General features: G+C 72.1%; 19 protein-coding genes. 5 read left to right on the top strand and 14 right to left on the bottom strand.

The genetic code is table 11. From position 1 onward, the window contains the following. The first annotated feature begins 17 nt into the window (after positions 1–17). The gene (locus N1031_RS01090; RefSeq protein ID WP_259477737.1) at positions 18–308 is read left to right on the top strand and encodes a hypothetical protein; all 291 of its coding nucleotides are present in this window, start codon (positions 18–20) and stop codon (positions 306–308) included. Here the strand turns inward: N1031_RS01090 and N1031_RS01085 are convergent. Next, positions 268–3,915, bottom strand: a complete 3,648-nt coding sequence (locus N1031_RS01085) for a TM0106 family RecB-like putative nuclease (RefSeq protein ID WP_259477736.1) — start codon at positions 3,913–3,915, stop codon at positions 268–270. The genes N1031_RS01090 and N1031_RS01085 overlap by 41 nt on opposite strands. A gap of 9 nt (positions 3,916–3,924) precedes the next feature. Then, complete coding sequence (locus tag N1031_RS01080) at positions 3,925–4,542, bottom strand: TetR/AcrR family transcriptional regulator (RefSeq protein WP_259477735.1); 618 nt, start codon at positions 4,540–4,542, stop codon at positions 3,925–3,927. A gap of 82 nt (positions 4,543–4,624) precedes the next feature. On the opposite strand from N1031_RS01080, the gene N1031_RS01075 reads away from it, so the two are divergent. Further along, positions 4,625–6,109 (top strand): MFS transporter, encoded by a 1,485-nt coding sequence (locus N1031_RS01075; protein ID WP_259477734.1) that lies wholly within the window; start codon positions 4,625–4,627, stop codon positions 6,107–6,109. A gap of 80 nt (positions 6,110–6,189) precedes the next feature. On the opposite strand, the gene N1031_RS01070 is transcribed toward N1031_RS01075, so the two are convergent. Further along, the gene (locus tag N1031_RS01070; RefSeq protein ID WP_259477733.1) at positions 6,190–6,891 is read right to left on the bottom strand and encodes a PhzF family protein; all 702 of its coding nucleotides are present in this window, start codon (positions 6,889–6,891) and stop codon (positions 6,190–6,192) included. 69 nt (positions 6,892–6,960) lie between these two features. Continuing rightward, on the bottom strand, positions 6,961–7,449 hold the full coding sequence (locus N1031_RS01065; protein WP_259477732.1) for a hypothetical protein: 489 nt from the start codon (positions 7,447–7,449) through the stop codon (positions 6,961–6,963). A gap of 106 nt (positions 7,450–7,555) precedes the next feature. Between N1031_RS01065 and N1031_RS01060 the strand changes: the two genes are divergently transcribed. After that, positions 7,556–8,842 carry a M18 family aminopeptidase gene (locus tag N1031_RS01060; protein WP_259477731.1) on the top strand — a complete coding sequence of 429 codons (1,287 nt, stop codon included), beginning with the start codon at positions 7,556–7,558 and terminating at the stop codon, positions 8,840–8,842. A 56-nt stretch (positions 8,843–8,898) separates the two neighbouring features. Here N1031_RS01060 and N1031_RS01055 read toward each other — a convergent pair whose 3' ends face one another. Both N1031_RS01055 and N1031_RS01050 read right to left on the bottom strand, forming a co-directional pair. Continuing rightward, positions 8,899–9,348: a DUF3817 domain-containing protein gene (locus N1031_RS01055; protein WP_259477730.1), complete on the bottom strand. Its 450-nt coding sequence runs from the start codon at positions 9,346–9,348 to the stop codon at positions 8,899–8,901. A 31-nt stretch (positions 9,349–9,379) separates the two neighbouring features. Continuing rightward, complete coding sequence (locus N1031_RS01050; RefSeq protein WP_259477729.1) at positions 9,380–10,339, bottom strand: LysR family transcriptional regulator; 960 nt, start codon at positions 10,337–10,339, stop codon at positions 9,380–9,382. 103 nt (positions 10,340–10,442) lie between these two features. On the opposite strand from N1031_RS01050, the gene N1031_RS01045 reads away from it, so the two are divergent. Beyond that, a complete protein-coding gene (locus N1031_RS01045) occupies positions 10,443–11,855 on the top strand; it encodes an MFS transporter (protein ID WP_310795658.1) in 1,413 nt (470 codons plus the stop codon). Beyond that, positions 11,852–12,637: a 3-hydroxybutyrate dehydrogenase gene (locus N1031_RS01040; protein ID WP_259477728.1), complete on the top strand. Its 786-nt coding sequence runs from the start codon at positions 11,852–11,854 to the stop codon at positions 12,635–12,637. The genes N1031_RS01045 and N1031_RS01040 overlap by 4 nt, the downstream gene beginning before the upstream one ends. A gap of 401 nt (positions 12,638–13,038) precedes the next feature. Here the strand turns inward: N1031_RS01040 and N1031_RS01035 are convergent, their stop codons facing one another. The 8 genes from N1031_RS01035 to N1031_RS01000 all read right to left on the bottom strand — a co-directional run bounded on the left by N1031_RS01035 (position 13,039) and on the right by N1031_RS01000 (position 19,673). Beyond that, positions 13,039–13,626: a GIY-YIG nuclease family protein gene (locus tag N1031_RS01035; RefSeq protein ID WP_375163595.1), complete on the bottom strand. Its 588-nt coding sequence runs from the start codon at positions 13,624–13,626 to the stop codon at positions 13,039–13,041. Positions 13,627–13,667: 41 nt separating this feature from the next. Next, the gene (locus tag N1031_RS01030) at positions 13,668–13,901 is read right to left on the bottom strand and encodes a hypothetical protein (RefSeq protein WP_259477727.1); all 234 of its coding nucleotides are present in this window, start codon (positions 13,899–13,901) and stop codon (positions 13,668–13,670) included. Positions 13,902–13,905: 4 nt separating this feature from the next. Further along, positions 13,906–14,358 (bottom strand): iron chaperone, encoded by a 453-nt coding sequence (locus N1031_RS01025; protein ID WP_259477726.1) that lies wholly within the window; start codon positions 14,356–14,358, stop codon positions 13,906–13,908. 138 nt (positions 14,359–14,496) lie between these two features. Beyond that, the gene (locus tag N1031_RS01020) at positions 14,497–14,949 is read right to left on the bottom strand and encodes a MaoC/PaaZ C-terminal domain-containing protein (RefSeq protein WP_259477725.1); all 453 of its coding nucleotides are present in this window, start codon (positions 14,947–14,949) and stop codon (positions 14,497–14,499) included. 9 nt (positions 14,950–14,958) lie between these two features. Then, on the bottom strand, positions 14,959–15,897 hold the full coding sequence (locus N1031_RS01015; RefSeq protein WP_259477724.1) for a methylenetetrahydrofolate reductase: 939 nt from the start codon (positions 15,895–15,897) through the stop codon (positions 14,959–14,961). Positions 15,898–15,907: 10 nt separating this feature from the next. After that, complete coding sequence (ispG, locus tag N1031_RS01010) at positions 15,908–17,059, bottom strand: flavodoxin-dependent (E)-4-hydroxy-3-methylbut-2-enyl-diphosphate synthase (protein ID WP_259477723.1); 1,152 nt, start codon at positions 17,057–17,059, stop codon at positions 15,908–15,910. Between the two features lie 90 nt (positions 17,060–17,149). Further along, positions 17,150–18,478, bottom strand: a complete 1,329-nt coding sequence (locus N1031_RS01005) for a M50 family metallopeptidase (protein ID WP_259477722.1) — start codon at positions 18,476–18,478, stop codon at positions 17,150–17,152. Between the two features lie 109 nt (positions 18,479–18,587). Beyond that, entirely contained in the window at positions 18,588–19,673 is a 1,086-nt protein-coding gene (locus N1031_RS01000) for a 1-deoxy-D-xylulose-5-phosphate reductoisomerase (RefSeq protein WP_259477721.1), read from the bottom strand. Between the last annotated feature and the right edge of the window lie 69 nt (positions 19,674–19,742).

Raw genomic sequence — 19,742 nt, 5'->3', positions numbered from 1 at the left:
CCCCGTACGCTGGGCAGATGAGTTCGTATCGCGTCACCATGATCGTCGGCCCGCTCGAGCTCGGCGTCGAGCCCGAGAGCGTCCTGCCCACCCTCACGCAGGCGATCGCCGACTACACCGTGGTCGAGGGCTCCGACATCGCCGTGGTGGCCGGAACGCCCAGGGTCACCGTGCGCTTCACGGCCGACGGCGACGAGGCGGCCTTCCTCATCGCGGAGCAGGGCATCGACGGTAGCCGCGTGTCGGCGCAGCCGATCGCGTGGCGTCTCACCCGTCTCGTGAAGGGCCGCTGGGAGCCGCTCGACTGAGCCTGAGGAACCCCGACAGCGCCGCGAGCTGCTCGGCGGTGTGCGGCAGGTGGCCGGCGAGTGCCGGGGAGTGCACGAGGAACGCCGCCCATCGCGCCCGCGAGATGGCCACGTTGAGCCGGTTCTTCATGAGCAGGAACTCGATCCCCCTCGGCACCTCGACGGCCGACGAGGCCGCGAGGGTGACGATCGACACCACGGCCTCACGGCCCTGGAACAGGTCGACCGTGCCGACCGGCACCTCGGCGAGGCCCGCTTCGTCGAGCCGCGCCCGCACGAGGTCGACCTGGGCGTTGTAGGGCGCCACCACGATGAGGTCGGTCTGCCCGAGCGGCCGTCTCACCCCCCGGTCGTCCCATTCCCGCCCGATCAGCGTTGCGGCGATCTCCACCACCCGCCGCGCCTCGGCCTCCGACGAGGTGGAGTCGCCGTCGTGCTCGAGCGGAACGGGATGCAGTCCCGGAGCGACCCCGTCGAGCCGGCGCTCCAGGGTGGCGGGAGCGGCCGAGTGCAGCTCGCCCTCGTAGGAGAGCTCGCTCACCGCCTCGCAGAGAGCGGGATGGAGGCGCCAGCTGCGATCGAGGAACACCCCGAACCGTTCGGGCAGCACCTCGTGCCCCGCCGACAACCACCCCAGTGCCGAGAGGTCGACCGGCTCAGGATGCACGCCCTGGCTCACCTGAGGGAGCTGCTGCGGATCGCCGATCAGCAGCAGTCGACGGGCCGCGACGCTCACCGCGATGGTGTTCGCCAGCGAGTACTGGCCGGCCTCGTCGACGACGAGCAGATCGAGCCGGCGCCGCGGCACCCGGGAGGTGTTCGTGAAGTCCCAGGCGGTGCCGCCGACCACCACTCCCCTGCCGTCGCGCGCCGCGTCGGAGAGGAAGGAGCCGAGACCGGTCGACGGCTTGAGCGCGGTGAACGGGGGCTCGGCCGCGCCCGTGGCCTTCCCCACCCGCGCGGGGTCGAGCCCCGCCTCCACCACCGCCGTGAGCATGTTCTCGACCACCGCGTGCGACTGGGCCACCACCCCCACCGTCCAGCCGTGGCGCCGCACCAGCTCGGCGATCACGTGCGCGCCGGTGTAGGTCTTGCCCGTGCCGGGCGGGCCCTGCACGGCCAGGTAGGAGTCGTCGAGCGCGAGCAGGGTGTCGAGGATGCGGCGGGCCGGGTCGAGCGGCTCACCCGACCCCGGATCGCGCGCGGGGAGCACGCCGGCGATCGGCGCATCCTGTCGCAGTCGCGGCGGGCGGCGCCTGAGGAGGTCGACGGCCGGATCGGAGGGAAACCGGGGCAGGCTCTCGACGAGCGAGCGGCCCCACCCCGCGATCGCCGACTGGATGCCCGTGGTGCGCGGCGGCGCGGCCGGCACGAGAGCGATCGGCAGAGCCGTGTAGGGCTCGGCGTCGACCGTGGCGCCCTCGGAGAGGTGGAACAGGCTCGCGCCGTCGGCGGCGTGCGTGACGGCCGTCACCTCGGTGCGGTCGTGGGCCACGCGATCGCTCGGCCGCGAGCGGGGGGCGATCCACGGATGTGGCGGGTCGTAGACGAGGAACCGCCTGGTGGCCCCACGGTCGAGCCGGCTCCCCGGCCCGAGCTCACCGCGCAGCACGAGCTGCCGGCGCGGCGCCCGCCGCCCCGGCTCCACCTCCCAGTCACGCTCCACCCGGGCCTCCGACACGACGAGCACGTCGCGCCCCTCGGCCCACTCGTGCACGGGTGCGTCGAGCCGGTTGTAGTGCTCCCACCAGAACGACTTCTCCTCGCGCCGGTGGTAGTCGATCGCGGCGGCCGCCAGCGCGAGCGCCTGCTGGTCGGCCGAGACACCGCCGCCGGGCGCCGCAGGAAGCAGTGAGCGGCCCGCGAGCAGTCGCTCGTGCAGTCCGCTCGGCTCGAACGGGGCCACGGCCTCACCCCGGGTGGGCGGGCCCTCCTGCTCGTCGGCCGGGTCACGCAGGGCGAGTGGCGGATCGGGCTGCACGCCGTTCTCGGCGGCCCGCGCGTGGAGCCAGTCGCGCAGTCTCAGCGTCGACAGGCAGTCGTACTCGTTGTAGTCGGCGATCTCCTGCAGCTGGGCGCGCGCGGCCTCCGCCGCGACCGGGTCTTCCCGGCCGGCACGCCGCAGCTCCGTGTAGTCGACGTAGGCGGTGATCGAGTCGGCCCCGGTGGTGACCTGGCTCTCGCGCAGCAGATCGCCCATGTAGAGCGGCTCGAGCTTCTTCAGGCCGTAGGAGCGCCCGCTGACCCGGATGCTGCGGCGCACGAGCGGATACAGGTCGACGAGCACACCGCGCCTGAGCAGCTCGTCGAGCTGCTCCTCTCCCACCCCGTGCCGTGCGCAGAGCGCCTGCAGGTGGGCGCGCTCGTAGTCGGCGTAGTGGTAAACGTGCATGCCCGGGTGACGGCGCAACCGCTCGGTGACGTGGTCGAGGAAGCCCCTGAGCGCCTCCTTCTCCTCGGCGTGGTCATGCGCCCAGAACGGCCTGAACACTGTCTCTCCGGGCCTGTCCGGGTCGTGCTCGACCAGCCCGAACAGGTAGTCGAGCCCCCACTCCCGACCGTCGCCCTCGGTGTGCAGGGGGTCGCCCTCGAAATCGAAGAACACGTCTCCCTCGTCGGCGGCAGGCAGGGCCGCGAGCGGCGCGGCGTCGTACACCCGGTAGCGGAGAGACTGCCCCTCGCCGCCGACCTGCATGCGCGCCTGATCGCGGAGGGCCTCCAGCGCGGCCGACCCGATGCCCTCGACGGGGCCCGACGACGCGGCCAGCGCGTCGATCGTCGCGAGCCCGGCCCGCCGCAACCGATCTCGCTGAGCGAGCCGCAGCCCGGCCACGAGCAACAGGTCACGGTGGGCCTCCACCTCGGGAGCACACACCTCGCACCGCCCGCAGACCGCGTAGCCGGGATCGCCCCACTCCACGGCCGGGGCCTCGAGCCGGGAGTCGAGCAGGGTCTGGAGCCGGGCCCGGCGATCGAGGTAGACCGGCAGCAGGTCGCGCAGACGATGGGTCGACGTGGAGCCGTCGCCCAGCAGCAGGTGCACCTCGTCGGAGACCGGCACGCCCTCCCGGGCGAGCTGGTCGGCGTAGGCGGCCACCTGCAGCAGGGCGGTGACCTTCGCCCGGCGGGCGAGCTTGGTGTCGACCACGGCGTAGCGCGGCCTGCCCTCGGCGTCGTCGCCCTCGCGCACGAGGAAGTCGGCGTAGCCGAGGAACCGCCCGTCGAAGAACGCCGCCTGGAACACCACGTCGGCGCCGGCACGCAGCGCGGCGACCGACTCGGCGGCCGCCGCCGAGAGCAGCTCGGGTGAGGCGCTCGGCGGCCGCCCGATCTCGGCCACCCCCTTGCCCGCAGCGGCGTCGTGGGGGCCGAAGCGCGCGCGGTACTCCTCGAGCACCCGCAGCTCGTGGGCGTCGCCGAGCCTCGCCGCCCGCTCGAGCATGGGGTCGTCGGGGTCGGGCGGGGTCTCGCAGCGGCCGAGCTTGGCATCGAGCCGTCGCACCAGCGCGAACTCGCAGGTGGCGGCCGCGGTGAGATCGGTCGCACTGTAGAGCACCGTGAGATCGCCCGCGGCGGCCCCGTCGTGAGGAGCCGGTGTGACGATCATGGTGCCAGGTTAGCCGTCGCCTCCGACAATGCCCGCCGCGGGCAGGATGACGCCGTCGATGAGCGAGACGAGGAACTCACGGTCGATGGGCTTGCGCAGGATGAGCGTGCGGTACGCCGCCATCGACGGACTGATGAGGGCGATGGTCTCCACGTCGCAGTCGGCCCTGGCCTCGCCGCGCGCGATCGACCGGCGCAGCAGCGTGCGGTTCACCTCGGCGCGCGGTTCGACGATCGCCTGCTCGATCACGCCGCTGAGCTCGGGCGAGCGGGACAGCACCGAGGCGAGGCCGGCCATGATCTGCGCTTTGCGCTCGGCGTCCTCCACGGCGTGGGGTTTGATCATGGCGATGAGGTCGCCTCGCAGCGTGCCGGTGTCGGGCAGCGGCGACTGGGTGAGGTGGTCGCGTTTCATGCACGCCACCGCGTCGATCACCAACTCCGCCTTGGAGGGCCAGCGCCGGTAGAGGGTCGCCTTTCCCGCCCGCGCTCGGGAGGCGACCATGTCGATCGTCATGCCCTCGTAGCCCTCTTCGGCCAGCACGTCGAGCGCGGCGGCGAGGATCTCGGGGTCACGGCTGTGGTCGCGCCGCCGACCGAGTTTCACGGGGGCGTCGGTCTGCGTCATCGCGGGCCTTCTCCTCTGGTTCGCCGAACATTACTGAACCGAGTGTATCCGAAACTGATCAGTTCCGTATATAGTTCCCTGCATGGCATCCACTCCCGCCCCCGCGTCGCGCCGCTGGCTCACCCTCGCCACGGTCGCCCTCGCCCAGCTCATGGTCGTGCTCGATGCGACCGTCGTCAACATCGCCCTCCCCTCCGCCCAGGCCGACCTCGGCTTCTCCGACGGCGACCGCCAGTGGGTCGTCACCGCCTACTCCCTCGCCTTCGGCTCGCTGCTGCTGTTCGGCGGTCGCCTCTCCGACCTCATCGGCCGCAAGCGCGCCTTCATCATCGGCCTCGTCGGGTTCGCCGCCGCCTCCGCCCTGGGCGGGGCGGCCGACAGCTTCGGCACCCTCGTCGCGGCACGTGCCCTGCAGGGCGTGTTCGGCGCCCTGCTCGCCCCCACAGCGCTCGCGGTGCTCACCACCACCTTCACCATCCCGAAGGAGCGCGCCCGCGCCTTCGGCGTATTCGGCGCGATCGCCGGGGCCGGCGGCGCGATCGGCCTGCTGCTCGGCGGCGTGCTCACCCAGAGCTTCGACTGGCGCTGGAACCTCTACATCAACGTGGTGATCGCCGTCGTCGCGGTGATCGGCGCCCTCGTGTTCGTGCCCGCCCTGCACCGCACCGGCCCCCGCCCCAAGCTCGACGTGCCCGGCACCCTGCTGGTCTCCGCGGCGCTGTTCTCCCTCGTCTACGGCTTCTCCCACGCCGAGACCGACGGCTGGGACGCCCCGCTGACCTGGGGGATGCTCGCGGCGAGCGTCGTGCTGCTGGTGGTATTCGTGCTCTGGCAGCGCCGCGCCGCGCATCCGCTGCTGCCGCTGTCGATCGTGCTCGACCGCAACCGGGGCGCCGCCTACAGCTCGGTGCTCATCGCGGGGATCGGCATGTTCGCGATCTTCCTCTTCGTCACCTACTACCTGCAGACCACGCTGCACTACACGCCCATCCAGACCGGCCTGTCGTTCCTGCCCATGATCGGCATGCTCGTGCTCGCCGCCCAGCTCTCGACCAACATCTTCGTGCCCCGCTTCGGGCCCAAGGTGATGGTGCCGATCGGCATGACCCTCGCGACCGCCGGCATGATCTACCTCACCCACCTCGGCGCCGACAGCGTCTACGCCGCCGACCTGCTCGCGCCGCTCATGATCCTCGGTACCGCGATGGGCACCATCATGCCCGCCTCGATCCAGACCGCCACGCTCGGCGTCGACCGGCAGTTCGCCGGTGTGGCCTCGGCCATGGTGAACACGAGCCAGCAGGTGGGCGGCTCGATCGGAACCGCGCTGCTCAACACGCTCGCCGCGACCGCGCTGGCCGACTACCTGGCCGACCACCAGCCGGTCACCGACGCCATCGCCGCCGACGCCGCGGTGCACAGCTACGCCACCGCGTACTGGTGGGCGGCCGGCTTCTTCGCCGCAGGAGCGGTGCTGTCGGCCCTGCTGTTCCGGCGCCGCACGGGTGCCGCGGCACCGGCCGCCGCGGCCGCACCGTCGGACGAGGCGCCGGTGGCGATGCACTGAGCCCGGATGCGCGGCACATCCGGCACACGCATCCCGGCACGCGCATCCCGGCACGCGCATCCCGGTGCCGCCCGACCCGGTCAGGCCAGCACGAGCCTGACCGGGTCGGCCGCGCGCGTGCGGCCTCCCACCTCGATCGAGCCGTCTCCGAGGTGACGGGTGAGCAGGCGCGATCCGGCCCCCTGGTCGATGAGCAGATCCCGCTGCAGCAGGGTGGTGAGCCGCACGGCCGCCGCCCCCGTCGCCTCGTCCTCGGCGATGCCCAGGGCCGGGGCGAACATCCGCGACCTCACGTGTCCGGCCTGCTCGTCTATCCAGGCCCAGCTGTAGTGCCGTCCATCCGTCACGTCGGCCGGGTCGAGAGCCTCGACCTCGGCCGCCGAGGCCAGCTGGTGGAACTCGAACTCGGGCGCCCACTCGGCGCGCCCGGTGATCCAGGTGAGGTCTCCCGCGTAGCGCACGAGCACCTCGCCCGCCGGCACCCGCAGCGCCCGAACCGGGGTGCCGTGCCGATCGAGCCACCACGAGCATCCCACCGAGGGATGCCCGGCGAACGGCAGCTCCGTACCGGGGGTGAAGATGCGCATCACGGCCTCCCGGTGCGCTCCGTGCTCGATCAGCTCCTCGACGAACACGGTCTCGCTGAAGCCGAGCAGCGCGGCGATCTCCTGCTCGCGACCCTCGCTGAGGGCCGAGGCGCGCACGAGGCCGAGGGCGTTGCCGTGACCACCCGCCTCATCGGTGAACACGGAGACGACGTCGACGAGCAGTGAGGATTCCATGCTCCGATGCTCCCGGAGGTCGACCGCGCGGGCAAGACGCCACCGGGGTGCCGGTGGCTGCACGCGGACTCAGCTGCGCATCGCGAGGCTCGGCGTGAGCACGGTCCAGCCCGCGCCGGGGGTCATGTACTCGGTGTGCAGCCACACGTGCCGGTCGGGGTCGGTGAGTTCGAGCGTCGCGCCCGCCCGGCCGAACCGCTCGGCGCCGACGCACTCCACGTGGGTGGCGACGGGCTCCCCCGCCGGTTCGGTGACCACGGCGGTGACCTCGGCGATGAAGCACACCCGGTCGTCGGTCGTGACTCCGACCCAGTACTCGGTGCCCTGGTCGGTGTCGAGCAGGCGGAGCGAGGAGTCGAGCAGGTCGGAGTCGATGCCCTCCACCACGGGTGGGTCGAGCTCGTCAGAGGGATGCGCGCCGGCGTCGAGGTGGGCGAGTCGCGAGAGGGCGTCGCTCGGCACCGGTGCACAGCCCGCCAGGACCGTCAGGGCTGCAGCCCCGAGCACGAGCGCGAGCGCAGCGCCACGACACCCGCGCCGCCGACGCCGTGCGCCCATCGAGCACCTCATCCTTCCGAGCACCGACCGCTCCGAGCCGAACTCTACGACACCGAGGTGACCACCGCCTGACCACACCCGAGGCGGACTCTGCTTGGATGAGGGGATGGCCGACCCCCACGACCCGCGCACCTCCCACCTCGACGACCTCGCCGCCTTCGTGCAGGCCTCCCCCTCGTCCTACCATGCGGCGCACGAGGTGGCCAGGCGTCTCGGCGAGGCGGGCTCGGTCGCCCTCGACGAGGGCGCGCCGTGGCCGTCGACGCCCGGGCGCTACCACGTGGTGCGCGACGGCGCCGTGATCGGCTGGACCCTCCCGGGCGACGCGGGGCCCGAGACCCCGTTCCGGATCGTGGGCAGCCACACCGACTCCCCCGGCTTCATGCTGAAGCCACAGCCCACCATCGCGGCGCACGGCTGGTTGCAGGCCGGCGTCGAGGTCTACGGCGGGCCGCTGCTGAACTCGTGGCTCGACCGCGAGCTCGAACTGGCCGGTCGCGTCGTCACCGACGAGGGCGAGGAGCGGCTCGTGCGCACCGGGCCGCTGCTGCGCATCCCGCAGCTCGCCATCCACCTCGATCGCGAGGTCAACTCCGGCCTCTCGCTCGACCGGCAGCGGCACACCGTGCCGGTGTTCGGCGCGGGCGCGCCCGGCTCGGCCGACCTGCTCGCGATCGTCGCCGAGCGCGCCGGACTGGAGGGCGCCGGGCGCATCGCCGGATTCGACCTGCTCACCGCCGACACGGCGGCGCCCGCCCGGTTCGGGCTCGACGACAGCCTCTTCGCCTCGGGCCGGCTCGACAACCTGAGCTCCGTGCACGCCTCGGTCACCGCGCTCGTGACGGCCGAGTCGCCGTCGGGCTTCGTTCCGGTCATCGCCGCGTTCGACCACGAAGAGCTGGGGTCGCAGTCGCGCTCGGGTGCCAGCGGTCCGTTCCTCGAAGACGTGCTGCGGCGCATCGCGGCCGGGCTCGGCGCCTCACCGGAGTCGCGCGCCCGCGCGCTCGCCGCATCCTGGTGCCTGTCGAGCGATGCGGGCCACGCCGTGCACCCGAACTACCCCGACCGCCACGACCCGGTGAACCGGCCCGTGCCCGGGGGTGGTCCGCTGCTCAAGATCAACGCCAACCAGCGCTACGCGACGGATGCGCACGGCGCGGCGCTCTGGAACCGGCTCTGTGCGAGCGCCGGGGTGGGCTATCAGGAGTTCGTGTCGAACAACGCGGTGCCCTGCGGCTCCACCATCGGGCCCCTCACCGCCACCCGTCTCGGGGTGCGCACCGTCGACGTGGGTGCGCCGCTGCTGTCGATGCACTCGGCCCGTGAGCTCGCGCACGTCGACGACCTGATGGGGCTGCACGGGGCGATCTCCGCGTTCTACGCGGGGGTCTGAGACCGCCGAGGGCCTCGACCGTCCGCGCGTGCTCGGCTCGGCCCCGCCCGCTCGGCTCAGGCGGGCTTCGGTGCCGCGAGCGCTCCCCCGGCGAGCACGGCCACCACGAGGGCCAGCCCGACCGCGAACAGCCACGGGCGCCCGAGCGACCAGCGCAGCATCCGGTCGACCGCGCTGTCGTCGCGCGGATCGTCGCTCGGGCGGGTGCGCCAGACGCCGTCGAGGCGGCCGCGACGCTCGAGCACCACGTCGGCCACGACCGTGCCGTACGGAGGAACGGCGGCGAGAACGCAGAGGACCGTCACCCACCACGGCCAGCGCTGGTTGAGCCCCACCACCACGGCACCGACGGCGAAGGCGATGAACACCACGCCGTGGGCGAGGCCCACGGCGAAGAAGAACGGCACCTCGGCACCCACGGCCCGGGCGACCATGGCGGCGATGAGGGCGCTCCACGTGACGGCCTCGGCGATGGACAGGGTTCGGAACACGGTGCGCGGTGACATCCCCACGAGCCTAGCGGGGCCGCCTGCGAGCTCACCGGGCGGTGCCGCCGCCGCTTCGGCCGCCGCCGCCCTGGCTGCCGCCGCCGTCGCCCGCGAGCTCGCCCGCCATCGCCGCGGTGCGGCGTCGCAGCGCCTCCACCACCGCCGCGACCGCGGGCTGGGCGAGACTGTCGGAACGCACCACCATCCAGTACGGCAGCCGCTCGGCGATCGCGCCGGGCAGCACCCGCACGAGGTCGTCGTGCCGGTCGGCCACGAAGCACGGCAGAAAGCCGATCCCCGCCCCCGCCCTCGTGGCCTCCACGTGCACGAAGACGTTCGTCGAGCTCACCGCGTCGCGCATGGCGGGCACCAGCCGGCGCGGGGCGTCGAGGTCGTCGACCTGCAGCATCGAGTCGATGAAGTACACGAGCGGATGCGCGGCGAGCGCATCCACCGACTCCGGCATCCCGGCACGCTCGAGGTAGTCGCGCGAGGCGTACATGCCGAGCACGTAGTCGCCGAGCAGCACCGCCTCGGCGCGGTGCACCTGGGGCCGGCCGACCACGACCTCGATGTCGAGGCCCGAGCGCTGCTGCAGGGCGCGGCGGGTGACGGTCACGATCTCCACGGAGAGCTGCGGATGCTCGCGCTGCAGCTCGGCGACGGCGGGCGCGGCCACGAAGGCGCTGAACCCGTCGGTGGCGGAGAGCCGCACCACGCCGCTCAGCGTCGCGGGGCCGTCGTCGCCGATCGCGGCGACCGCGCGCTCCACACCCTCGGCGGCACGCACCGCCCTCGCGCCCAGCTCGGTCGGCTCCCAGCCGCCGGGTGCGCGCGAGAGCACGCGACCGCCGAGCTCACGCTCGAGGGCCGCGATGCGCCGGGCGACCGTGGTGTGGTTGAGGCCCAGGGACTCTCCGGCGGTGGTGAACCGGCCCGTGCGGGAGACCGCGAGCAGCACGAGGAGATCGGAGGGGTCGGGCGCGGAGCCGGGTGTCGTCGTCGACATTGTGCAATTATGCACACGGTCTGCGCGATCTTGGGCATTGCTCGACTCCCGAGGGGCACGAAGACTCGAGTGCAGTCAACGACGACCTGCAAGGAGACCGCACATGAGCGTGAACAACCCCCTCCGCACACCGAGCCGCGAGCATCCGGCCGCCTCCACGGCGGCCACCGTACGCGGCGGCGCACCCGCGGGGCTGAAGAAGGTGGTGGCTGCCTCGATGGTGGGCACCGTGGTGGAGTGGTACGAGTTCTTCCTCTACGCCACGGCCGCGAGCCTGGTGTTCGGGGTGGTGTTCTTCCCCAACGCGGGCAGCCGGCTCGACGGCATCATCGCCGCGTTCCTCACCTACGCGGTGGGTTTCGTGGCGAGGCCCCTCGGCGGCATCGTGTTCGGGCAGATCGGAGACAGGCTCGGCCGCAAGCACACCCTCCAGGTGACCATCGTGCTCATCGGTGCTGCCACCTTCCTCATCGGGTGCCTCCCCGGCTTCGACGGCATCGGGTACTGGGCGCCGGCATTGCTGGTGGCACTGAGGTTCATCCAGGGCTTCGCACTCGGCGGCGAGTGGGGCGGGGCGGTGCTGCTCGTGGCGGAGCAGAGTCCCGACCGCTCGCGAGGGTTCTGGTCGAGCTGGCCGCAGGCCGCCGTGCCGGTCGGCAACGCGGTCGCCACGCTCGTGCTGCTCATCCTCTCGGCCACGCTGCCCGACGACCAGTTCCTCGGCTGGGGCTGGCGCATCGCGTTCTGGCTGTCGGCTGTCATCGTGCTCGTGGGCTACTACATCCGCACCCACGTGAGCGAGGCGCCCATCTTCGTGGAGGCGCGGGCGAAGGCAGAAGAAGAGAAGAAGCGGTCCTACGGAGTGGTCGAGTTGCTTCGCCGGTACCCGGGCTCTGTGCTCAGGGCCATGGGGCTGCGGTTCGCCGAGAACATCCTGTACTACCTCATCGTGAGCTTCTCGATCGTGTACCTCGTCACCGTGCACGAGTACGACACCAGCCAGCTGCTGCTCGCGCTGCTCATCGCGCACGCGGTGCACTTCGCGGTCATCCCGCTCGCCGGCCGGCTCTCCGATCGCATCGGGCGCAAGCCCGTGTACTTCGCCGGAGCGGTGCTCGGGGCGAGCTGGGCGTTCTTCGCCTTCCCGATGTTCGACACCATGAACCCGGTGCTCATCGTGCTGGCGGTCACCATCGGGCTCTGCTTCCACGCCCTCATGTACGCCGGTCAGCCGGCGATCATGGCCGAGATGTTCCCCACCCGCACCCGGTACTCGGGCGTGTCGCTGGGGTACCAGGTCACCTCGATCGTGGCGGGGTCGCTCGCACCCATCATCGCCACGGCGCTGCTGCAGCGCTTCGAGAGCTGGCTGCCGATCGCGCTCTATCTCGTGGGGGCGTGCGTCGTCACCGCCGTGACGGTGCTCACCCTGCGGGAGACCCGCGGCAGCTCGCTGCGGGCGGTCGACGCCCGCGACGAGGAGCGCTTCGGAGCCCGGGCCGGGACCGCGGCGTGAGCGGCGCGGCGGTGCCGGGCGACGGCGCGCTGCGAGGGCGCACGGCACTCGTCACGGGAGGGGCCGGCGGCATCGGCGCCGCCGCCGCGCGCGAGCTGGCGGGACTGGGGGCCGAGGTGATCGTCGCCGACTGTGACGCCGCCGGAGCCGCCGCGGTCGCCCGCGAGGTCGGCGGCGACTCCTGGGCCGTCGACCTCGGCGATGCCGACCAGCTCACCGACGGGGCCGCCGAACGGATGCTCGGGCGGGTCGACATCCTCGTCAACAACGCCGGTCTCCAGCATGTCGCACCCATCGAGGAGTTCGGGCGCGAGCAGTTCCGCACCATGCTCGCCGTCATGCTCGAAGCTCCGTTTCTGCTCGTGCGCGCGGCACTGCCCGGTATGTACGAGCGGGGCTTCGGGCGGGTGGTCAACATCTCCTCGGTGCACGGGATGCGCGCCTCCGCCTACAAGAGCGCCTACGTGGCCGCGAAGCACGGGCTCGAGGGGCTGTCGAAGGTCACCGCCATCGAGGGGGCGGCACACGGGGTGACGAGCAACTGCGTGAATCCCGGCTACGTGCGCACCCCGCTCGTCGAACGGCAGATCGCGCAGCAGGCGGCGCTGCACGGCATCCCCGAGAGCGAGGTGCTCGAACGCGTCATGCTCGCCGAGAGCGCCGTCAAACGCCTCGTCGAGCCCGCCGAGGTCGCCTCCCTCGTCGCCTGGCTCGCCTCCGACTCCGCCGCCATGGTCACCGGCTCCAGCTACGCCATGGACGGCGGCTGGACCGCCCACTGACCCGGGCCCTGACTCGCCCGCCACCTCCCCACCGCATCCCCGCGCCCCACTCCCACACCCACCGACGGCAGCGCCACTCGAGAGCGCAACCGGCGGCCAGAGCGCCTCGATCTCACTCACGCGTGGCGTTCTCGACGCGCGACTGCGCCGGGTCGGGCCATCGAGACCGAGGCAGGTGGGTGGGATGGGAGGGGGCGGTCGGGAGGCACGCGCGAGTGGGCGGGAGGAACGGTCACGAGGCGCGCGGATGGGGCGGGACGGTCAGAAGGCACGGGCGGGTGGGTGCCGGACGGGACGGGACAGCGCACTCAGGAGACACACGCGGGTGAGCACCGCACGCGGCGGGCCGGGGTGGTCAGGAGACACACGCTGGTGAGCACCGCACGCGGCGGGCGGGACGGTCAGGCGGGGTGGTGGCCGAGGAGGGCGGTGGCCTCGCTGCGCCAGCGGAGGTAGAGCTGCCAGGGGTCGGCGGGGGCGTCTGCTCGGAGGCGCTCGAGGTGGGCGAGCAGCAGCGGGTCGCGATCGAACCACTCGCGCCCGGCGCGGCAGTGGGCGAACTCGCGGTGGCGACGCTGCTCGAGGTCGCGGCCGCCGCGCTCGAAGGCGAGCAGCTCGTCGTGGGGGATCTGCGCGAGACGAGCCCGCGGATTCGACGAGGTGCCGATCTTGATGCGGTCGAGCCGCGCCAGGTAGTACACCACCTCGACACGCACCGACTCGGCCCCCTCGTCGGGCACCTCACCGTGCCGCCACTCGCACACCGCGCACAACCACCCGGAGGCGTACAGCACCCCGAGCCGGGAACCGCACACCGCGCACGGAGCCGGCAGCGCATCCGTCACCCCCACCTCGCCGACGACTGCGTCGTAGGCCTCGAGCAGGTGGCGTGCGCAGAGGTTGAGGTCGCCCGCGGCGACCGGTCGCGGGCACGGCTCTCCGGATGCGCGGTCGATGATCCCGCATCCGGCGGCCTGGAGCGACGTCACGGCGCGAGGCTACCCCGCACCGCCGACACCGGCCGACCGTCTCAGACGATGGCGCCGATGGCCGCGTCGCGCCGCAGCTGCTCGTGGGTCACATGGAACCGCCCGTCGGGCGTGAACCACGCCGCGTGCCCCTCGGCGTCGGGGGCGTCTTCGACGACGGGCCAGTGCGCCTTGATGTTCTTCACGTAGTAGCGCAGTTCGCCGCCGATGGTCTTCTTCTCGAGCTTGTCGGAGTTCTCGAGCTCGTCGGGCGTGGGGTCGGTGTAGTCGCTCATGGCCTCAGCGTAGCGCCGCGGCGGCGCGCACCAGCTCGGCGATGCGCTCGGCCGACTCGTCGGTGACCTTCGTCAGAGCGTAGGAGGTGGGCCACAGACCACTGGCGTCATCGAGCGCCGAGAGCGAGCTGAACCCGAGCGTGGAGTAGCGGTCCTTGTCCTGCTGCCCGCTGCGGAAGAACACGACCGGCTTGCCGCCGCGCGCCCAGGCGGGCTGACCGTAGAACAGCTTCGGTGCGAGCTCGGGCGCGACCTCGGCCACGATGGCGTGGATGCGCTCCGCCATCCCGCGGTCGGGCTCCGGCATGCCGGCGATCTTGTCGAGCAGGTCCTGCTTCTCGGCGGCCGCCTTGTCGCCGGCCTTGGTGCGCTTGGCGGCGGTCTTGAGCTCGGCGGCGCGCTCCTTCATGGCGGCGCGTTCCTCGGCGGTGAATCCGTCGCTGCTGTCGGGGCTCATGATGGGTCTCCTCGCGGGTGTCGGCTTGCTGATGCCTCGACACTATCCAGCACGACGCGGTGCGCGCTTCTCGAATCCTGCTCGAACGCGCGACCGGACCGGACCGGACCGTGCCGCCAGCCCGCTCGCCCGCCCGCCTCAGACCGCAGCGGCCCGCGTGAGCACGAGCAGGTCCATCCGCCCTTCCTGCACCAGCTCGTCCCGCTGGTTGCGCAGTGACACCAACCGCCCCACCACCCCCGTCGTCCCCGACGAGGTGAGCCTCGTCGACAGGATCTCGACCGTGCACGTCACCGTGTCGCCGATGAACACCGGCGCCGTGAACCGCCACGCATCGATCCCGAGCAGCGCGACGGCGCTCCCCTCGAACACCCCCGTGCGCGCGATCAGCCCCAGGCACAGCGAGGTGCCGAACAGCCCGTGCACCACCCGCTGCCCGTACCGGGTGCCCGCCGCGAACTCGGCGTCGGTGTGCACCTGGTTGTTGTCGTTCGTGAGCGCGGCGAACATCACCACGTCGGTCTCGGTGATGGTCTTGCCCGGACTGACGAACCGCTGACCGGCGGCGAGGTCTTCGAGGTAGTGCGGCATGCTCCGAACCTATCGCGCACCGCCGCCGAGCTCGCGCCCGATGGCCGCCAGGGCGCGGGCGTAGCGCACTTCCGACCCCGGTGTCGCTCCCCCGGCGGCCACGATTCCCGCCACGCCCTCCACCGCGAGCAGCCGGGTGCCGAGCTCGACCGCGAGCCTGACGCCGGTGGTGAACGGGTCGGATGCGGAGAGCACCTCGTCGAGATACCCCGGCGGCAGCACGGTGCCCGGGAACGACGCGAGCACCCGTGCGCCGTCGTGGTCGATCACCACGGGCACCCCGGCCAGGAACGGCAGCGTGCCACCCGCCACCCGGGTCTCATCGATGAACTCGGCGAGTTCGGAGACCTCGCCCACGTACTGCGGCAGGCACAGCTGCGCGCCCGCCCGCTGCTTCTGCACGGTGCGCGCCGCCCGCCGGTCGCGCGGTGGCGCCGCGGGCGACTCGGCGACCGAGGTGAGCAGACCCAGCGAGCGAGCGGCGGGCACGAGAGTGGTGCCCTCGAGGTCGAACACGGCGCGGGCGTCTGCGCGGTGGCCGAGGGCGGTGTGGTCGCCCGTCACGCAGTGCACGGCACCCACGTCGGCCGCCGCGAGGGCGGCGAGCTCCTCGTGCAGCGCGGTGCGATTGCGGTCGCGCGCGTTCACCCCGAGCCAGGCACGCAACCCCTCCCGACGGATGAGCGCTGCACGGTACGAGGGCGGGTACTGCACGCGAGCCCGCCCCGAGTCGCCCGAGAGCACGGCGTCGACCGATCCACGCAGCTGCTCGGCGCACTCCGCCAGCGACCCCGAGTCCAGCGGACGGGCGGGCATGCCGGTCACGATCAGAGGCCGACGGCCCAGGATCCCGACGAGCTCGCGCCCCGCGACGGTCGAGACCTCACCGGCCACGGGTGCACCCGCATCCGTCATCGCCGCGGCGACCGCCCGATCAGTCACGGCCACCGCCGGGGCCTCAGGCCGTGACGACCTGCGGGGTGCCCACCACGTCGGACGGCATCTCGGCCGCGAGCCGGTTGGCCTCCTCGATGAGCGTCGCCACGATCTCGGCCTCCGGCACGGTCTTGATGACCTCGCCCTTCACGAAGATCTGGCCCTTGCCGTTGCCCGAGGCCACCCCGAGGTCGGCCTCACGGGCCTCGCCCGGTCCGTTCACGACGCATCCCATCACCGCCACGCGTAGCGGCACGCTCATGCCCTCGAGACCGTCGGTGACCTGGTTCGCCAGAGTGTAGACGTCGACTTGGGCCCGCCCGCACGACGGGCACGACACGATCTCGAGCTTGCGCTCACGGAGGTTGAGCGACTGCAGGATCTGCAGGCCCACCTTCACCTCCTCGGCCGGCGGCGCCGAGAGCGACACGCGGATGGTGTCGCCGATGCCCTCGGAGAGCAGGATGCCGAACGCGGTGGCGCTCTTGATGGTGCCCTGGAACGCGGGCCCGGCCTCGGTCACCCCGAGGTGCAGCGGCCAGTCGCCCCGCTCGGCGAGCAGGCGGTAGGCCTTCACCATCACGATGGGGTCGTTGTGCTTCACCGAGATCTTGAAGTCGTGGAAGTCGTGCTCCTCGAACAGCGACGCCTCCCAGATGGCGCTCTCCATGAGCGCCTCGGGGGTGGCCTTGCCGTACTTCTCGAGCAGGCGCGGGTCGAGCGAGCCGGCGTTCACGCCGATGCGGATGCTCACCCCGGCCGCCTTGGCCGCCGCCGCGATCTTGCCGACCTGGTCGTCGAACTTGCGGATGTTGCCCGGATTCACGCGCACGCCCGCGCAGCCGGCGTCGATCGCCGCGTAGACGTAGTTGGGCTGGAAGTGGATGTCGGCGATCACCGGGATCTGCGACTTCTTCGCGATGATCGGCAGCGCCTCGGCGTCGTCGCGGGACGGCACGGCGACCCGCACGATGTCGCATCCGGAGGCCGTGAGCTCGGCGATCTGCTGCAGGGTGGCGTTGATGTTGGGCGTGGGCGTGGTGGTCATCGACTGCACGCTCACGGGCGCGTCTCCACCCACGAGCACCTTGCCGACCTTGATCTGCCGCGACTTGCGACGGGGGGCGAGGGTCTCGGGCGGGGGCTTGGGCATCCCCAGGTTCACGGCTGGCACGTTTTCAGTGTAGAACCGGTGGCTGGATGCGCGGTCAGCGCGAGCCGGATCAGCCGAAGATGTTCGGCGCCGAGCGCCGGCCGGCCGGCGTCAGCCGAAGATGTTGACCGGCTTGACGATGTCGGCGTACACCAGGAGCGCGGTCATGCCGCCGAACACGATCACCACGGCGAAGGTGAGCGGCATGAGCTTCGCGGCGTCGACCGGGCCCGGGTCCTTGCGCTTGAACAGCTTGGCGAAGAAGCGGCGGATGCCCTCCCAGAGCGCCGACACCACGTGCCCTCCGTCGAGCGGCGTGAGCGGCACGAGGTTGATGACGAAGAGCGCGATGTTGAGCGAGCCGAGGAGGCCGAGGAGCGTCGCGGCCTTCGACTCGAGCGAGATCGAGTCCATGGACGCGATCTCGCCGGCCACCCGGCCGACTCCCACCACGCTGATGGGCCCGTTGACGTCGCGCTCCTCCGAGCCGAACGCGGCCTGCGCCACGTCGTAGAGCCGCTGCGGCAGGTTGAGCACCAGGTTGGCGGTGCTCGCGATGTTCTCGCCGATGAGCGGGAACACGGCGGTGATGGGCTGCGGCACGAGCTCCTGCGCGGCGCCGATGCCGACGAAGCCCACCTCCTGGGTCTGCGAGGTGCCGTCGGCGTTCGTGACGACGGCGCCCGACTCGTCGGTGACGTAGCGCTCGGTGAGCAGCGGCGTGACGGTGAGGGTGAGTTCTTCGCCGCCGCGCTCCACCACCAGCGGCAGGGCCTCCCCCGACGACTCGCGGATGATGGCGGTCGACTGCGCCCAGCTGGTGATCTCCACCCCGTCCAGGCTCACCAGCCGGTCGCCGGGCTGGAGTCCCGCGGCGGCGCCGGGCGACACCTGGTCGCCCTCCTCGCACGTCTGCCGGTCGCTCGTGGCCGGCAGCACGCAGGCCGACACGCTGCCGACGGTGGTGGAGGTCTGCAGAGTGCCGAAGCCGACGAGCACGATCGAGAAGAACACCACCGCGAGCACGAGGTTCATGAAGGGCCCGCCGAGCATCACGATGATGCGCTGCCACACCGGCTTGCGATAGAAGGCGCGGCTCTCGTCGTCGCCGATGGACTCCTGCGACTGCTGGCGCGCATCCTGCACCATCGACTGGAAGAAGCCGGTGCTGTTGGCCACCGCTTTGTCGCCCGGGCGCCGTGGCGGGAACATGCCCACCATCGACACGTAGCCGCCGAGCGGGATGGCCTTAAGGCCGTACTCGGTCTCGCCGCGACGGCGCGAGAAGACGGTCGGGCCGAAGCCGATCATGTACTGGGTGACCTTGATGCCGAAGAGCTTGGCGGGCACCAGGTGCCCCACCTCGTGAAGGCCGATGGAGACGGCCACGCCGACGGCGACGATGAGCACGCCGAGGATGAACTGCAGGACCGTTTCCACGAGAGAGGACACTACCCCGCGCGGAATCGACCGCGCTGATGGTTGGCTGAGCGCCGGCTGTCAGGCGGTGATGAGGATGCGCGCCACCGAGTGCGACCCCGGCTCCGGGTCAGGCCGCGGCGATGAGGGCGTCGGCCGTGGAGCGCGCCCACACTTCGGCCTCGGCCAGAGACTCGCGGGTGACCTCGCCGCTCGCGGGCTCGTGGGCGTCCACCACCCGCTGCACCGTGTCGACGATGTCGAGGTAGCCGATGCGACCGGCGTGGAAGGCCATGACCGCCTGTTCGTTGGCGGCGTTGAACACCGCGGGGAAACTCGCTCCGGCGCGGCCCACCTGCTTGGCGAGACCGACCGACGGGAAGGCTGCGTCGTCGAGCGGCTCGAAGGTCCAGTTGTGCCCGGCGGTCCAGTCGATCGGCGCGCCGACGCCCGGAACCCGCTCCGGCCAGTGCAGGCCGAGCGAGATGGGCAGCCGCATGTCGGGGGGCGAGGCCTGCGCGATGGTCGACCCGTCGACGAACTCCACCATCGAGTGGATGACCGACTGCGGATGCACGGTGACCTCGATGTCGGCGTACGGCACGTCGAAGAGCAGGTGCGCCTCGATCACCTCGAGGCCCTTGTTCACGAGCGTCGACGAGTTCGTGGTGACGACGAGACCCATGTCCCAGGTGGGGTGCGCGAGCGCCTCGCGGGGCGTGACACCGGCCAGCGACTCGCGGCTGCGGCCGCGGAACGGGCCGCCCGATGCGGTGAGCACGAGCCGCGACACCTCGCTCCGCGACCCCGACCGCAACGCCTGCGCGAGGGCCGAGTGCTCGGAGTCGACGGGCACGATCTGACCGGGCGCGGCCACCCGCTTCACCAAGTCGCCGCCCACGATCAGGCTCTCCTTGTTGGCCAGCGCGAGCATCCGGCCCGCCTCGAGAGCGGCGAGCGTCGGCCCCAGTCCGATGGAGCCGGTGATGCCGTTGAGCACCACGTCGGCCTCCACGTCACGCACCAGCTGCTCGGCCTCGACGACGCCGAGACCGGTGTCGGCCACGTGGAACTCGGCCGCCTGGGCGTCGAGCGTCTCCCGGTTGGTGCCGGCGACGAGGCCCACCACCTCGAACAGCTCGGGGTTCGCCCTGATGACGTCGAGGGCCTGAACGCCGATGGAGCCGGTGGAACCGAGGATGATGACGCGTCGCACCGTGCCATCATGCCACCCGCGACTGCCGCCGAGACGTCGAGTGGGCGCAATCGGTCGCATCCTGGAGGG

The organism is Herbiconiux moechotypicola (assembly GCF_024979255.1).
GTDB classification, from domain to species: domain Bacteria; phylum Actinomycetota; class Actinomycetes; order Actinomycetales; family Microbacteriaceae; genus Herbiconiux; species Herbiconiux moechotypicola.
Note: the sequence above shows the minus strand (reverse complement) of the source record. Positions and strands in the feature narration are given on the sequence as shown.

Bases quoted from the DNA above. Each gene is read 5' to 3' on its own strand.
- N1031_RS01090 (WP_259477737.1), top strand. From the start codon at position 18: ATGAGTTCGTATCGCGTCACCATGATCGTCGGCCCGCTCGAGCTCGGC.
- N1031_RS01085 (WP_259477736.1), bottom strand. From the start codon at position 3,915: ATGATCGTCACACCGGCTCCTCACGACGGGGCCGCCGCGGGCGATCTC.
- N1031_RS01080 (WP_259477735.1), bottom strand. From the start codon at position 4,542: ATGACGCAGACCGACGCCCCCGTGAAACTCGGTCGGCGGCGCGACCAC.
- N1031_RS01075 (WP_259477734.1), top strand. From the start codon at position 4,625: ATGGCATCCACTCCCGCCCCCGCGTCGCGCCGCTGGCTCACCCTCGCC.
- N1031_RS01070 (WP_259477733.1), bottom strand. From the start codon at position 6,891: ATGGAATCCTCACTGCTCGTCGACGTCGTCTCCGTGTTCACCGATGAG.
- N1031_RS01065 (WP_259477732.1), bottom strand. From the start codon at position 7,449: ATGGGCGCACGGCGTCGGCGGCGCGGGTGTCGTGGCGCTGCGCTCGCG.
- N1031_RS01060 (WP_259477731.1), top strand. From the start codon at position 7,556: ATGGCCGACCCCCACGACCCGCGCACCTCCCACCTCGACGACCTCGCC.
- N1031_RS01055 (WP_259477730.1), bottom strand. From the start codon at position 9,348: ATGTCACCGCGCACCGTGTTCCGAACCCTGTCCATCGCCGAGGCCGTC.
- N1031_RS01050 (WP_259477729.1), bottom strand. From the start codon at position 10,339: ATGTCGACGACGACACCCGGCTCCGCGCCCGACCCCTCCGATCTCCTC.
- N1031_RS01045 (WP_310795658.1), top strand. From the start codon at position 10,443: ATGAGCGTGAACAACCCCCTCCGCACACCGAGCCGCGAGCATCCGGCC.
- N1031_RS01030 (WP_259477727.1), bottom strand. From the start codon at position 13,901: ATGAGCGACTACACCGACCCCACGCCCGACGAGCTCGAGAACTCCGAC.
- N1031_RS01025 (WP_259477726.1), bottom strand. From the start codon at position 14,358: ATGAGCCCCGACAGCAGCGACGGATTCACCGCCGAGGAACGCGCCGCC.
- N1031_RS01020 (WP_259477725.1), bottom strand. From the start codon at position 14,949: ATGCCGCACTACCTCGAAGACCTCGCCGCCGGTCAGCGGTTCGTCAGT.